Annotated in this window: 15 protein-coding genes; 2 read left to right on the plus strand and 13 right to left on the minus strand. The window is 65.5% G+C overall.

The genetic code is table 11. The features are described from left to right. Positions 1-4: 4 nt before the first annotated feature. The 13 genes from ACW170_RS06005 to ACW170_RS06065 all read right to left on the minus strand — a co-directional run bounded on the left by ACW170_RS06005 (position 5) and on the right by ACW170_RS06065 (position 12,454). Positions 5-457, minus strand: a complete 453-nt coding sequence (locus tag ACW170_RS06005; RefSeq protein WP_492088749.1) for a M67 family metallopeptidase — start codon at positions 455-457, stop codon at positions 5-7. Beyond that, positions 447-2,165, minus strand: a complete 1,719-nt coding sequence (locus tag ACW170_RS06010; RefSeq protein ID WP_492088750.1) for a ThiF family adenylyltransferase — start codon at positions 2,163-2,165, stop codon at positions 447-449. The genes ACW170_RS06005 and ACW170_RS06010 overlap by 11 nt, the downstream gene beginning before the upstream one ends. Next, complete coding sequence (locus tag ACW170_RS06015) at positions 2,162-3,358, minus strand: nucleotidyltransferase domain-containing protein (RefSeq protein ID WP_492088751.1); 1,197 nt, start codon at positions 3,356-3,358, stop codon at positions 2,162-2,164. The genes ACW170_RS06010 and ACW170_RS06015 overlap by 4 nt, the downstream gene beginning before the upstream one ends. Before the next feature lie 405 nt (positions 3,359-3,763). Continuing rightward, positions 3,764-5,125 carry a hypothetical protein gene (locus tag ACW170_RS06020; protein ID WP_492088752.1) on the minus strand — a complete coding sequence of 454 codons (1,362 nt, stop codon included), beginning with the start codon at positions 5,123-5,125 and terminating at the stop codon, positions 3,764-3,766. A gap of 504 nt (positions 5,126-5,629) precedes the next feature. Further along, positions 5,630-6,337: a VIT1/CCC1 transporter family protein gene (locus ACW170_RS06025; protein ID WP_492088753.1), complete on the minus strand. Its 708-nt coding sequence runs from the start codon at positions 6,335-6,337 to the stop codon at positions 5,630-5,632. Positions 6,338-6,394: 57 nt separating this feature from the next. Then, positions 6,395-6,994 (minus strand): cytochrome b, encoded by a 600-nt coding sequence (locus ACW170_RS06030; protein WP_492088754.1) that lies wholly within the window; start codon positions 6,992-6,994, stop codon positions 6,395-6,397. After that, entirely contained in the window at positions 6,994-7,581 is a 588-nt protein-coding gene (locus ACW170_RS06035) for a hypothetical protein (RefSeq protein WP_492088756.1), read from the minus strand. The genes ACW170_RS06030 and ACW170_RS06035 overlap by 1 nt, the downstream gene beginning before the upstream one ends. Further along, entirely contained in the window at positions 7,559-8,164 is a 606-nt protein-coding gene (locus tag ACW170_RS06040) for a methyltransferase family protein (RefSeq protein ID WP_492088757.1), read from the minus strand. The genes ACW170_RS06035 and ACW170_RS06040 overlap by 23 nt, the downstream gene beginning before the upstream one ends. Before the next feature lie 65 nt (positions 8,165-8,229). Further along, the gene (locus tag ACW170_RS06045) at positions 8,230-8,883 is read right to left on the minus strand and encodes a hypothetical protein (RefSeq protein WP_492088758.1); all 654 of its coding nucleotides are present in this window, start codon (positions 8,881-8,883) and stop codon (positions 8,230-8,232) included. A gap of 26 nt (positions 8,884-8,909) precedes the next feature. Continuing rightward, positions 8,910-9,665, minus strand: coding sequence for an SDR family NAD(P)-dependent oxidoreductase (locus ACW170_RS06050; protein ID WP_492088759.1), 756 nt, complete (start codon positions 9,663-9,665; stop codon positions 8,910-8,912). Next, a complete protein-coding gene (locus ACW170_RS06055) occupies positions 9,655-10,338 on the minus strand; it encodes an iron-containing redox enzyme family protein (protein ID WP_492088760.1) in 684 nt (227 codons plus the stop codon). The genes ACW170_RS06050 and ACW170_RS06055 overlap by 11 nt, the downstream gene beginning before the upstream one ends. 8 nt (positions 10,339-10,346) lie before the next feature. After that, positions 10,347-11,765, minus strand: coding sequence for an AMP-binding protein (locus ACW170_RS06060; protein ID WP_492088761.1), 1,419 nt, complete (start codon positions 11,763-11,765; stop codon positions 10,347-10,349). After that, entirely contained in the window at positions 11,762-12,454 is a 693-nt protein-coding gene (locus tag ACW170_RS06065) for a thermostable hemolysin (protein WP_492088762.1), read from the minus strand. Before ACW170_RS06065 ends, ACW170_RS06060 begins: the two co-directional genes overlap by 4 nt. 163 nt (positions 12,455-12,617) lie before the next feature. On the opposite strand from ACW170_RS06065, the gene ACW170_RS06070 reads away from it, so the two are divergent. Together ACW170_RS06070 and ACW170_RS06075 are read left to right on the plus strand one after the other, a co-directional pair. Continuing rightward, positions 12,618-13,151, plus strand: a complete 534-nt coding sequence (locus ACW170_RS06070) for an RNA polymerase sigma factor (RefSeq protein WP_492088764.1) — start codon at positions 12,618-12,620, stop codon at positions 13,149-13,151. 91 nt (positions 13,152-13,242) lie between these two features. Continuing rightward, the gene (locus ACW170_RS06075; RefSeq protein ID WP_492088765.1) at positions 13,243-14,250 is read left to right on the plus strand and encodes a FecR family protein; all 1,008 of its coding nucleotides are present in this window, start codon (positions 13,243-13,245) and stop codon (positions 14,248-14,250) included. Positions 14,251-14,252 lie beyond the last annotated feature (2 nt).

The raw sequence follows: 14,252 nt of genomic DNA on the forward strand, positions 1-14,252 counted from the left end.
CCCCCTAGCTCATGTGAATCATCTGGGGCGGCTGTCCCCGAACAAACAGGCTGATCGAGTGGCGTAGGTGGAACCACATATCCAACCGCACGATCAGCAGCGCGGCGAAAGTGATGTCGCGTTCGCCCTCTACCAAATCCGTCATCGAGCCGACGTCGGTTTCGCTAGGGCGAACTGGAAAACTCGGATGAGAGTGCCACTCGCCGAGATAGTTATACCGCGCATAGTCACCGCCAGTGCGCTCGAAGAAGTCGTGCAGTGCTGCAACGTGCTCAGCTTCGCTTCGAACGAAATGCGCTACGCTCCCAGTAATGGTGTCCATTGAAAGATCGACCACCCGAAAATGTCCGGCTGCCAATTGCTCGCCCATGAGCACGCCGCCGATCTCCCGGCGGCCGGACCATCGCAGCTCGGTCTTCAGTCGCCGGCGAACGGCGGGATCAATCTCAATCCGCATCGCCCACATCCTTTGGAGGCACCAGCTTCGCCACAAACTCTTTGAGCTTTTCGGCCGCATCTTCCTCAAACGTCGCGCCCCAAGTTCCGTCAGGGGTGTACTCAATGGGCCAAGTATCGAACGGTGCCTCGAAGATCCAGCTTTTCGCCAGCCCGATGCAATACACGGAGAATGGGAATGCTGACTCAGTCGGGCGTAGCAGGGTGTCGACGACAAGGCGCGTTAGGTGAGCAGAAACAACGCCGACATCGGCGTCATCTGCAATCATCGGCGGCTGGTCCGCTGGCAGCAAGTCGTAGTCGCCCCCCTCGTTTTCAAGCCACGGCACGCCTCGGTCCGCGTACCAGTTGTGGATTTGCGCCCGGGCATTCATTGGCGGAGGGTCCAGGTCAGGCCGCGCCCGTGCGACAACTCCGCCCACTCCACCGGCGTACACTTGGGCCCAGGCCATCGGCTTCTTCTGATTGCGGCTGACCAATGCGCAAAGATTGAAGACAGCAGAGTCGGCCGTCGCATCAACGATCAGATCGCATGCTGCCAATCGCCTCATGGCGAGGCTCGTCGACTCGCTGGCTTCCTGGCCGCCCAAGGCGATGTTGCTGACGGTGACGTCCGCCTCCGTTTGGACAGACGTGATCGCGCGCCCCACCGCCTTCGCCTTATTTGCCCCGACAGCGCGGAGATCCAGGTCATTCCGAACGATGTTGCCCGGATAGAAAAGGTCCGCATCGATCAGGAGGAACTTCTTCACGCCCGAGCGCGCCAAAGAGACGGCTACCTTTGAGCCAACGGAACCACAACCGACGACAGCGACCTGCTTCTCGGCTAATTCGACATGGCTTGGAGGCAAGCGCGGAGTCGCAGCAGGGATGCTGATCGTCTTGTAGTTGAAGACCGTCGTACCCTTCGACAGCAGCATGAAGAGCCGCGCCGTGTCGCCCCTCACGAGCACCACCGACAACCAAGTCTCCCCGGTCCACTCGCCCACCCAAGCCTCTAGCGGCCCACCAGCAACGAGCTCCTGAAGCTTCTCAAGTGTCAGGCTCTGGGGCAGCGACTGATCTGTGCGAAGGCGAAGGACCTTACCGCTGCGAACGACCGGAATGTCGTCCTTGTAGATGGGCGCCTCTTTCCACAAGGCCTCGTCATCACGCGACAGCTCGGTCGGTTGCGCGAACCAAGTCTTATCGAAATAGCGGTCGATGAATTTGACGTCCGCCGGAGCATCGACCGTGATCGATAGGAGCTGCTCACTCGCTGAATCCGTCAGCAGGAACCGCGATGTCGAGGAGCGGACTTCCTGTCCCAGCGACATATTGTGGGCCGATGGAAGCGTTGGTGCGTTTACGTCGGCCTCGCCTGATAGCAAACGATAGGCGCTCTCAATCATCATCGCGCCAGTGACATTAGACGTCCAATTGTCCGCCCGATGCTCAAGGCACAACTCGCCTGCCGGGCCCCACTGGTGGCCGGAGAGCAAACCTGGCTCCTTCGGCGTTATTGCAGCCGCTACGTCGGGGAAGAAATCGGGATAGGAAATTCTAAGATTGATCGCATCTTCGCCCACCGCCAACGTGAAGTCGGCCACGAGCTGAAGCCCGTCGAGTCCGAAGGTGACGTTTGTCAGCCAAGCCGACCGCTCCTGAAGTTCAGCGACATCTACCCGTTCTTGCTCGGCCCGCGAAGGCTGGCTGACCCACCAGATCAACCGAAGCCCCGAGGACTGGTAGGAACGCGAGGCTCATTCGGAAACGTCGGTGCGACTGCAGCGACAGGAGCGACGGATGCCGCGCGCAGCGACCCCCCGTAGCCCTTCGTGCCAGCCGCCTTGGCGACCCGCTCTCCGACGGCGGAGCTGGCGGTCTCGATCATGCGCTCGCGCTGAACGGAACGGGCGATGGTCGTGAAGTCGGTACGTGCCTGCTCAAGCCAGGCAAAGAACGCGGTGGCCCGTTTGGGGAACTCTTCCCACTTGTCCGCAAAATTCTCGGTGGGATCGCTCGGGTTTTGGATGAGGTACTTGCCGTTTTGGTAGATGATCGCGCTCTCCATATTGGAGAGGATCGAAACCAGCGCGTCCCCGATATTGTCCTCGCCATTGTAGGCGTGAGCGGCCAGCGTGGTGATGATGATCGAGATCGGCTTGTCGCAGGGGTCGCCGTCGTAGCGCATGTCCCGGTGACGCTTCAGGATCATGATCGCGTTCTGGAGCGGCGTGCGCACGCGGTACTCGGGAATGTCCTCGACGCTGGCCTTTGCAGCCTCGGCAAGTATGCGGCGGCGCTTCTCGAACTGAACCGTCATGCGGCTGCGGAACCACTGGATGTAGCCCTTGGGGTTCGACCTGGGCCAATCGTTGCTCAGGACTTCGTAGGCCGCGTGCTCGTTGTCGGTGATGCCGATGGCGGTCGCAGCGAAGCGAGCATCAAGACCACGGCTTTCGAGCAGGACGCGTTGCCGCGTGCCGTTCGGCAGGGCGGGCACAACGTCCATGTGAAATTGCGCGCCGTCGGCGTAGTTCAGCACCCAGCAGCGCCGCCCCTCGCGGATGGGCTTCGTCATGTTCTGCGCGCGGTGATAGGCGGCGATTTCGGCGCCCAGCAACTCCTTCAGGTGCTTTTGCGTGAGGTGGCTGGACGTGAGGTGTCCGAACTCGCAAACCGAGTCGACGTCGTAGTCTTCTTCATCCGAGATCGGGCGGATGGTCGTGCCAAGGCCAAACGAGCCCTGAATGTAGACCTTCGGCCCGTACTCGCGAACGGACGACTCTGGGCGGCAGAGCCAGTCGCCGAGCGACTTATAGCTTCGTTCAGCCTGTTCATACCGCGCGTCACTGACGGCGAGGGTCTCGACCAGTCCCTCAAGATAGGTTTCCGCCTGCGGCGTAGTATTCAAGGCCATATCGCCCCTCTTCACGATTTGTTCCACATCGCGTCGTTATGGTCAACGCCGCTTCAACCATAGGTATGAGCTACCGCGCCGTTTTCAAGACCCGCGATATCCCAATTTCGGCAAACTTGTGACACATCTTTACGTCCGGGGGCTGACCGGCCGCGCCGGGCCTCCGAGGCTGCGTGCCTCCTCCGGCGTCGCCTCCGTGGGGAGAGCGAGCCGCCCAAAGCGGACCTTCCCAACATCCGAAATGAGTCAAACTCGGACGCAGCTATCGGCCAGGCCCCAATGTCTCTTCGTGACTCATCGCGGCTGTTGGTGAGGTCCGCTTCCGGTGCAGCGCTCGGCGACGGGCGGTCCCCTCCAGCCGATCCGCTGACTCTTGCTAACCCGGCCCCGCCGACAGGCAGGGTCTCAGGCGCGCAGGCGCCGCGCTGAGGCGCGGCGACTTCGCGCCGCGGCGGAGGGACGGCGGTTGACGCCGGAGTTGCTTAGCAAGGTCGCGAGCAGGCCGCTCGTCGCCGCCGCAGCGTAGTTCTGGTTATTGCCGATGACGGCGTCGAGGAGCTCGTCGAGCTGCGCTTCGGTCAGGCCACCGGTGAAAGGCGTGATGAACTGGCTGAAGTTCGCTTCGGATCCCCGATAGCTGCCTGAGTTGCGATAGTTCTGGAGCGCGGTCGGCCAGAGCTCGGGGATCGGTGAGGCGGTGATGGCGGCGCCGGCCTGGGCCTCGTCCAGGCGCTCGATGACAGCGAGTAGGGGCGCACGGAATGGTTCGAAGGTCACCCCCATGAGGATTCGCGCATCAGCGAGATTTGCCGGCGTCAGGTTGTTGACCGTCTCCTGAAGGACCGTGCGCGTCGGCTCCTGAAGCAGAGGCCAGAAGGCGGGAAAGGCGGCGATAAAGGCGATCGCTCGCGGCCGGTCGTCCGGACCTAGGCCGTCGATGAGGTTGACGATGGCCGGCGTGACGTCAGGCCAAACCGCCGGCGCGCGTTCGCGGATCGTGACCAGGGCCGAGGTAATCTTGCCGCTTACGACATCGAGGTGCGCCGGAATCCCCTTGAGCAGCGACTTGGCGAGTACCGAGCCGAAGTTGCGGATGTTTTGCTGCCGCACCCGAGCGAGATATCTCTGCTCGACATAGTTCAGGATCCGGTCGTGGTCTGCGGGGAACCCGGGCGACTGCACATCGGCTTCGAAAATCAGGAAAATGGCCCGACCTTGGAGGGGCTCCTGCGACAGGACCAGGTCCACTGCATTGACGAGGTGCATCCGCACGAGCTCCGGCGTCGGTTCGAACAGAAGCGCCTCGGCTGAGAAAGCCGGATGCGCGCACAGATGCCGATCCTCGCGCAAACGCTCGAGCTGACGCTTGCCGAGCTGGCTGATCGCCTGGGTCGTGTCGGCGGCATCGTCGATGATGCGGCCTTCGAGTTGGAGGAGCTGACGTACGTCGCTGTTGGCGGTCGCATGGTCCCACGACTGCAGGAAGGTCGTCGCTCCCGCGTCGCCTTGGGCGCTCAGTTCGCGATACTTGGCGATCAGGTCGTAGGCGATGGCGACCCATGCCGCGGTCAACGCCGCGCGCAGCGCGCCGGCCTTGTAAGCCCTGACGGCGTCGAGGAAATAGGTACGAGATTGCGGGTTGCGGACCTTGGTCAGCAGGATGTCGATATCAACGAAGCTGGAGTCCACGGAGCCACCGAAACAGGAATGAACTGCAACCTTAGAGCATTTACGGTGCCGCTTGTAACCGGCGTTCGTGCTTTCCAAGGGCCGTCCCGTCATCCTAGGAACCCGGAGATTTCTGAATATGGTGAAGGTTGTGGGCTTTCCGCCGCCGATGAGATCGCTTTCGTCTATGGGGCGTGAACCGATGGCCTCCGACCATGCGCGGAATGTCGTGTTTGCGACATAGTCCGCGTGACCCCTATTGGCGCATCTGCGGCATCAGCAAATGACTGCGCCTGACTCATTTGCGACCTTGGGAGAGTCCGCTTTCGGCAGGGTTCGTTTCGCCGCAAGAGTCCGCGACCCTAGCCCGGAACGCGCGCGTCGCCCGCTTCACGTCGGTGAACCGCTCTCGTTTATCGGACGGCTCCCCGGAAATAATCCAGTGTGCAGACGTCACGAGGGCGTCGCCTGAGAGTGTTTCCACCCGGGTGAGACGGACACCGGCCTCTTCTTTCAGCATCGTCGATCTGATTGACGGGTCGCGTTTGGGCGGGGGCTCGCCGGTCTCGACGCCGGAAGTCTCGAATGCGAGTGTCGCTGGCGTCACGGCTGGACCGCGACGCCGAACAGATGACCGATTCCGGCCGTCACAGCCATCGCCAGAATACCCCAAAAGACGACGCGAAAGACGGCCTTGCCGACCGGGGCGCCCCCCGCGCTCGCCCCGAGCGCGCCTAGAATGCCAAGGCCGAGCAATGCTGCGCCGGCCATCGCGGAGACCAGCGTTGCAGACGGCGACAAGATGACGACCAGAAGCGGCAGAAAAGCGCCTGCCGAGAAGGTCAGGGCAGAGGTTAGCGCCGCCTGGATCGGCCTGGCCGTGGTGAACTCCGAAATCCCGAGCTCGTCCCGGGCATGGGCGCCCAAAGCGTCATGCTCCATCAGCTGGGCGGCGACCTCCGCCGCCAAGGCCGGGTCCACGCCGCGCGCTTCGTAGATTCCAGCCAACTCCCGGGCCTCGGCCGCCGGATCCGCCGCCAGTTCGGCAGTTTCGCGCGCGAGATCCGCCTTTTCCGTATCGGATTGCGAACTGACCGAGACATATTCGCCCGCCGCCATCGACATGGCGCCGGCCACCAGACCCGCGATCCCGGCGACGAGGATGCCCGGCTTTCCTGCGTTGGCCGCGGCGACTCCGACGATCAGGCTCGCGGTCGAGACCAGTCCATCGTTCGCCCCGAGCACGGCGGCGCGCAGCCACCCGGTGCGGGCTACGAGATGGGTTTCGGAATGGGCGTTGAACCGGCTCATTGGATTTCCACAATAGCATAGGACAGAGCCTCTTTCGCGGTCGCCCCGCCCTGACTGTCAACGCCGTCGCGGAAAGGGCCACATCCGCCCGGACAGACGGCCGCGATCGAGCAGCTGATGTTTCATGGCGGCCCCGACGTGCAGGATGACCAGCGCATAGGTGATCTTGACCAACAGCCCGTGAGCGCCCTCCATCGGATCATGCAGGCCGTGCGGCAATCCAGGCAACAGCGGCCAGGACAGGCCGCCGATCAGAGAGGTGACGTTCGACGTCAGGGCGGCCCGCCCGGTCGAGATTGCCGCCCAGCCTGTCAGGGGCAGGCTGATGAGGATGACGTAGAAGGCCATATGGCTGACAAGGGCCGCGCGTCTCTGCCAGACGGGCGTTTCCGGCGGCAGTGCCGGCGGCGGATTGACCAGGCGCCAGGCGAGACGCGCCAGAGACAGAATCAGGATCGCGAAGCCGAGCGTCTTGTGCCACTCGAACCAGAGGTCCCGGGCAGGCCCCCGGGCCATGTCCCCGAAGGTCCAGCCGACATAGATCTGTCCGAACACCAGAAGGGCAAGACACCAGTGCAAGGCCGCCGCTACCGCCCCATAGCGCGTCACGCTGCCGTTCCACAGATCGCGGCCGGGTTTTGCAAAGCCATCGGTCATCAGAGCTGTCCACAAAGCTGCAAGAAGGTGACGACAGCGACGGATCGAACCGGAGGCGCGGCCAGGAGGGCGTAACCCGGCGTCAGCGGCGCCTGGGCCTCAATCAGGAGCGGAAGCAGGAGCCAACGGTCTGGAAAGGTCATTACCTCGACCGGCGCGGCGCGCAGATGCGGGCAATGTTTAAGCGACAGATCCGAACACCGCCGATGCAGGGGCGCGATCGCTCCGGCGTCGATGAGGACGGTGTCGTCGCTGATGTCGGAGGCGATCCCGGCGCCCCGACCCGCTTGGCGCAGGCGGCCGGCCGTCGTGCGTCGGGCGAGCTGGGTCACCCGGTCCTCGCGTGCGGTCGGCTCCCCGCACATGGGGCACAGCATACGTTGAACGCTCAGCCTCTGACGCAGAAGGTGGTTCTTGGAATATTCAGGCTTGCCGAAGCCGGCCCGCTCTTCCTGGACCAGGGCCGGACGTCCGCCCACACTGGCGCAGGGCCTGACGCCGAGCACGGGCTCGGCGGTCCAGCTTGTCACCCAAGGCACATCGACGCCGACCCGAAGCGCCGATTCAGGGAAGGCGGACGACGGCATTCACCCACCCCATCGATTGCAGCCAGGCCAAGGCCGCGAAGATCGGCACGGCCAGCAGGAGCGCGGAGCCGTCCGCGAGTGTCATCAGGAACCGATCCGGCCGGATTTCAAGGGTCTCGACATCGCGCCAACCGGAAAAACGCGGCCAGAAACGCGGAGTCCGGGCCATATAGGCGGTATAGGGCTCTCCGAAGGCGGCCCCGAGCCAGGCTTCCTCGCGTTTGACCGTGGCGAAGAACACGGCGACGGCGATCGTGACGAACAAGCCCGCGAGCGTCAGACTGCCGGTCTGCAGACCCATGCCGAGGGCCCCTGCGAAGCTGAACAGGTAGAGTGGATTCCGGCTCACGGAATAGGGGCCCTGATCCACGATTTCGGCGGTCTTGCGCCCGCCGATATAGAGGGAACACCAGGCACGTCCGATAATGGCCACGCCAATAAGAACCAAGCCCGCAGCGTGGAAGCCTTCGATCATTGCGGTCGACCAGAAGCTGCGGCCCGTGAAGGCCGCGAGGCAGAGGATTGCCAGCACGCCGACCAGAAGCGCGACCTTGCGGACTCGCTGGACGCGGGCGATGGCCAAGGGATCAGGCGCCGACACACCGGGATCGACTCGAGTAACGGTAACTTCAGGGCTCGACGACATTGTCATCGGATGTGGCTCCGGGCCTGAGCCAGCAAGGCCGTTACTTCGGCGCGACGACCCCGATCGGCGGCGGTCCGACCCGGCCGCGCCGGGCAGGCGAGGGCGTGTTCGAGAACCCTCACCGCGCCGACATAGTCGTGCTCGCGATTGAGCAAATCGCCCATGAAATAGTTGGCGTCGATGTCGTTGGGGGCGATCGTCAGAGCGCGTTGCAGATAGGTCCTGGCGCGGGTGCGGTTGCCGAATCCGATCGGGGCGCCAGGCACCTGGGCGTAGAGGGAGCCCAAGCTGGTCAGAGCGGAGCCGTGCAGCGCGCGCGGATCGATCGTCTCAGCGCGTTGCAGCAGGTTCCTGGCTTCCGTCGCCAGTCGGAGACCGCCGAGGCCGCCGCGCAGGCCGGCTTCCGAAGCGGTGATGATCCCGCTCCAGATCAGCGGCTCGGCCCGACCCGGGGAGGCGGCGACGGCCGCGTCGGCCTCATTGTTCAGACGCGCCATCTCGGCGAGGCGAGTGCCTTGTGGAACTTCGTAGTTGATGTGGTCCCAACTGCCTTGGAGGGCGGCGGCGCGGTCGGTGACGGCGTCGGCTTGGGCTGACGCGACGGCTGTCAGGGTCAGGGCGGTGGTCAGGCTCAGGGCGAGCAGGAGACGGTTCATCCGGGTTTCCTTTGGGGCGGGCGACATCATTGGGCGAAGAGGGTGCGGGCCTTGAGGTCGTTGGCGCGCAGGGCGCCGTCGACCAGACCGGGCGCAAGGCCGTTCAGACGCACGAAGAAGGCCTCGGGGAAGCCGAGGTAGACGTCCTTCTTGTCGCCTTGGATCGACTGGACGATGCGGCGGGCGATCGCCTCCGGTTCGTCCATATGCATTCCGGTCAAGGCGGCGTAGGCGTTCACCGTCGCCGAGTTCAGCGGGGTGCGAACCGCGCGGGGCGCAACATAGGTGACGCCGACGCCCGTGCCGCTGAGCTCGCGGCGCAGCGCCTGGCTCAGCGCCCGCAGGCCCGCCTTGGAACTGGAGTAGGTGGCGAAATGGGCGAAGTTGATCGAGCCGAAGATCGAGCCCACATTGGCGATCTGACCCGAACCGCGCGCCTTCATGCCCGGCAGGACCGCGTGGATCAGACGGGTCGGGGCGACCAGATTGACCATATAGGTCGCCTGGAGATGATCGGGATGCTGCATTTCCAGCGGCCCGAAATGCTGGATCCCGGCCAGGTTGATCAGGATGTCCCAAGGTTCGGCGGAAACCTTGGCGACCAGCGCTTCCAGGCCTTCGGACGTGGACAGGTCGCCCTGGATGAAGCGGCCGCCGTCGTCGGGGGCGACCCGGTCAATGACTGTCACCCGTCCGCCCTGTTTGCGGATGTCGGCGGCGATCAGCCGGCCCATCGCGCCGGAGCCGCCGGTCAGCAGGACCTGCCTGTCCTTAAACCGCATGGGAGAGCTCCTTCTCGGGGGCGACGTAGTGGGGAATGGAGCGGAAGACGTCGCCGAACAGGCCGAACATCCGTCGCGCCATATGAGTGATCGCCTCGCGGTCCTCAGAGGCTTCGACCCCATCGAGCAGGCTCTTCAGGAAGGCGATATGATCCAGATCAAGCGCGCCGTGGGACACCAGGTAGGTGAAGGCGCTCTGGGGCAGGCCCAACGATCCGCGCACGGCATCGGCGCCGAGACTGGCGAGCTGGATGCTGACGCTCTCGAGTACGAAGACCATGCCGAAGAAGCCCATCGGCGCCACCCGGCTCACATAGTCGTAAGCGAAGGCGACCATGGTCTCGGTCGCCGCATTGGGGCCGTTTCGCACCGTTTCGTCGGGATCGCCGCCGGCGGCGCGGATATCGTTGAGGATCCACTGCTCGTGGCCGGTCTCCTCGGCGATGTAGTCGTCGAGAGCCAGGCGGTAGTGGTCGTGGTCGTCCTCCAGACGCGACCGGGTCAGCGCCATCAGGGGCACGGTGTGACGCACGTGGTGATAGGCCTGGGCCAGATAGGCGACGTAGGTCTCGCGCGAGATTCTCCCTTGGAGACCGTCACGGATCTGGGGAATGGCGGCGAAGTCGGCGCGCTCGGCGGCGGTGTCGGCAACGAGATTGTCGAAGAAGGACATGCGGTCTCTCAAGCGGTTTCGTGTTGGGGAGCGAGGACGAAGTCGGCGTAGGCGTTCAGCAGGACGGCGCGGCGCGGACGGCCGTTGGCGGTAAGCTGTCCCGCCGCCGGGTCGAACGGCGGGGTGGGGCGCCAGCGTCCGACGTGGGCGTAGTCTGGCAAACGGGCGTTGACCCGGGCGACGGCGGCGACGACCGCCTCGTCCGGTTGGCCCGGCATTGGAACGATCAGGGCTCCGAGGACGGCCTGCGCCTCTCCGAACACGAGGGCCTGGAGTATTTCCGGCTCGGAAAGCAGTTCGCTCTCGATCCACTCCGGCGCGATGTTGCGGCCGAAGGCGGTGATGATCGTGTTGGACTTGCGGCCGACGATGCTCAGCCGGCCGGCCTCGTCGAAGGCGCCGAGGTCCCCGGTCGCGATCGTGGCGGGAGCCGGGGCGCCGCCGACATAGCCGAGGAAGGGGCGGGGTCCGACCCGGATCTCGCCGTCTTCCGCGAGCGACACCGACAGATGGGGCAACGGCCGCCCGACTGTCCCGGAGGCGACGTCTCCCGGTCGGTTCATCGCGACGACGGAAGCGCACTCACTCAGGCCATATCCCTCGACGACCGGCAGGCCGACGGCGGCGGCGGCCGCGAGCAAGGAGGGCGAGACCCGCGCGCCGCCGACGGCGACCAGATCCAGCGCCGGGGTCATTGCTCCGCTCATCGCTTTGGCGGCGATCAGACCGCGCAGCAGTTCGGGCACGAGGATCAGGCTGGTCGCCTCGCTCTGGATGATCGCACCCAGCAACCGGGCCAGATCCGGCTGGAACGGATTGGCGAACCCGATCTCTCTCAGGCCCAGAGCATGATAGCGGCCGCCGGCCAGGAGGATCGGATAGAGTCCGGAGACATTTTCCAGCAGGACGGCGAGCGGCAGGACGGGCAGATGCACGCCGGCCTTTTCGCGGCCGAGCACCTCGACCAGCGAGACGGCGACCGCCTCCATCTGGTCCTGCGACAGGCAGACGCCCTTCGGCGCGCCGGTCGAGCCCGAGGTGTAGGTGATCTTGGCCGTACCGGGATGCAGGGCGCGCGCCGGCAATCCGGTGGGGTCGAGCCGGATACCGCCTTCGCGGCCCGGCGAAATCACGAGGCCGGCGCCTGCATCGGCGAGCGCGTGGGCGGTTTGTTCGGGCGTGAAAAAGGGCGGGATCGGCACGGCGGGACGTCCCGCCGCGATCAGGGCGAGATCCGCGATCACCCAGTCCGGACCGTTGTCGAGCGCGATCCCGACGGGCGCGGGGTCGTTGGCGAGTTCGGCGGCCAGGAACCCGACCTCCGCCAGAAGGCCCGCGCAGGTCAGCGTCCCCTGGCTGGAGGTGACCACGATGCGGTCCGGGGTCAGGCGCGCGGCCTCACGGATCGCGGCGAGGACGCGGCTCATGGCTCGCTCCGGAAATGCAGACGGGTTTGCACTGCGCGCGCGACCGGCGTGGTTTCGGCAAACCGGGTCAAGGGCGCCGCCGCGGCCTGGATGGATCCGGCGAGGACGGTGGGACGGGTCTGGTAGTAGTCGCCCCAGCTCAGGCCATGATCGATCAGGCGGTCGGGGTCGGCGGTCGCCAGACGCAGGGCGCCCAGACCGGCCTTGCGGAAGACGCCCCGCAACTCCTCGGTGGCTGTCGCGACCGCGAAATACGCGCCCAGGGCCATCAGATGCCGTGCCATGGCGACGAACAGAAAGAGGGTCGCGCCCCGTCCGTTGGACGCCAGATTGCCGATCTCGACGATCTCCGATCGCGTGATCGTCGCGCCGGTGGCCTCGGAAAGGACGGCCTCGACCGGGCTGTCCAGATACTGTTCGAGAAACAGGGGCTCGTCGCTGGCAAGACGGAACCCGACGACGGCGTAGATCGCTCCGTCCGCGTCCTGAACGCTCATCAATGTCGGATAATGCCGCCCGATATGACTGCCGTAGGCCTGTAGATAGCCGGCTTCGATGAAGGCTTCGACCCGCCGACGCTCACGCTGGCAGGGGTCGTCGAAGCGGATAATGCGGGAGGTCAGGGCGCGGCGAACGCGGGGCGCCGGTGAGGGCGTCGGCGGATCGGTCCTGTCGGCGGCGAGGGGCAAGAGGCGTCTCCTGAGAGCGGGTAGCGAACAGAGACGCCGCCGGCGCAGAACCCTCTCAAAGCCGCAGCGATATTTTTTCAGCCCGCCGCGTTGCCTCCCGGCGCGACGCGGCGGACAAGGGTTCGGGGCGCGTTGGGCCCGTAATGACAAGGATCTGTCCGCCGTGCAGCCGGACGCGCGATCTGGGCTGTTGAACGCCTATCTGGAGCGACGCGACGCCCTGACGCGGTTCTTCGCCCTGCGCACGCGATCGCAAGACCAGGCCGAGGACATCGTCCAGGACATCTTCCTCAAGCTTCAGGCGATGACGCCGCAGGCCGTCGCCGAAGTGCAGAGCCCGGCCGCCTTCCTGTATCGCCTGGGGTCCAACATTATGCTGGACCGGGCGCGGTGGCAGGGTCGCAGCGACAAACGCGACGACGACTGGGCGAAGTCCGGCGGCGTCTTTGGAGCCGGCGACGCCATCGCCGACGAACCCTCGGCCGAAGACGCGACATGGGCGCGCCTGAAGCTGGGACGGGTGATCGCCGCGATCCGGACACTGCCTTCGAATGCGCAAACGGCCTTTCGCCTGCACAAGCTGGAAGGCTTGACCCACGCCGAGACCGCCCAGGCCATGGGCATGTCCCGCAGCGCCGTCGAGAAATACGTCAGTGCGGCGCTCCAGCACCTGCTGAGGGAGGTCGGTTGGCCATGATGACGATTTTTCGCCACTTTCTTTTGGGGGGCTTCGCTGCCGGCGGCGTCTCTGATCCAGGGCGGTCCCTCGCCCCAGCCTTCGAACCCGCATGACCTCGTCCGCAACCCCGTTCGCCGCATCTCCTGCCGACCAGGCCGCCGCCTGGGTCGCAAGGCTGCATGCCGACGATGTTAGCGAGGCGGACTGGCTCGCGCTGGAGACGTGGTTGGCGGCCGATCCCGCCCATGTTGACGCCTACGCTGAAGCCGAAGGTCTCTGGGCCGCTCTCGGCGCACATCGCGAGGCCATAAGCGCGGGCCTCGATCCCCAGGACACAGACCGCTCCCACGGCTCGATCGACCTGGCGCGCCGCCGCAACGCGCGCGGCGCCTGGACGCGCTGGTCCCTGGCCGCCGCTCCGCTCGCGGCGGCTCTGGTCGCCGGCGTGCTTCTGATCGGCCCCATGATCGAGGGCCGAGCCGTCACCTATGTCACCGCTCCCGGACAGACCCGGGACGTCACGCTCAAGGACGGCACGACGATCGCCATGAACGGCGGCTCGCGCCTGACCGTCCGGATGACCGGCAAGTCGCGAACGGTGGAGATGGGGGAGGCGGAGGCGGCGTTCGACGTCATCCACGATCCGTCCAGACCCTTCCTCGTCACCGTCGGCGAGAGCCAGGTGCGTGTGCTCGGCACGGCGTTCAACATCCGTCGCGACGCGACCTCGACACGGGTCAGCGTCAGTCGCGGCCTCGTTCAGGTGTCCGATCTCCAGGATGCGAGCCGGGCGGTGCGTCTGAGCATCGGAGACGCCGTGTCTCGCGACGACGCCACGGATCGGGCTGTGATCAGCCGGGTCGGCGCCGGGGAGGCGCAGGCCTGGCGCACCGGTCACCTGATCTACAACGACCGCCCGCTCTCCGAGGTCGCCACGGACCTGAGCCGCGCCTTCTCCACGCCGGTGACGGTCGCGGACGACGCCGCCGCCATCAGGTTCACCGGGGTGCTGGAACTGGGCGATGAGGACCGGGTGATCTCCCGCCTCGAAGGCTTTCTTCCGATCAAAGCCTATCGTGCCGTTGGCGGCTATGAGCTAAGACGCCGACAGGATTAAGC

The sequence above is a fragment of the Brevundimonas sp. FV2ps16 genome, from assembly GCF_058681075.1.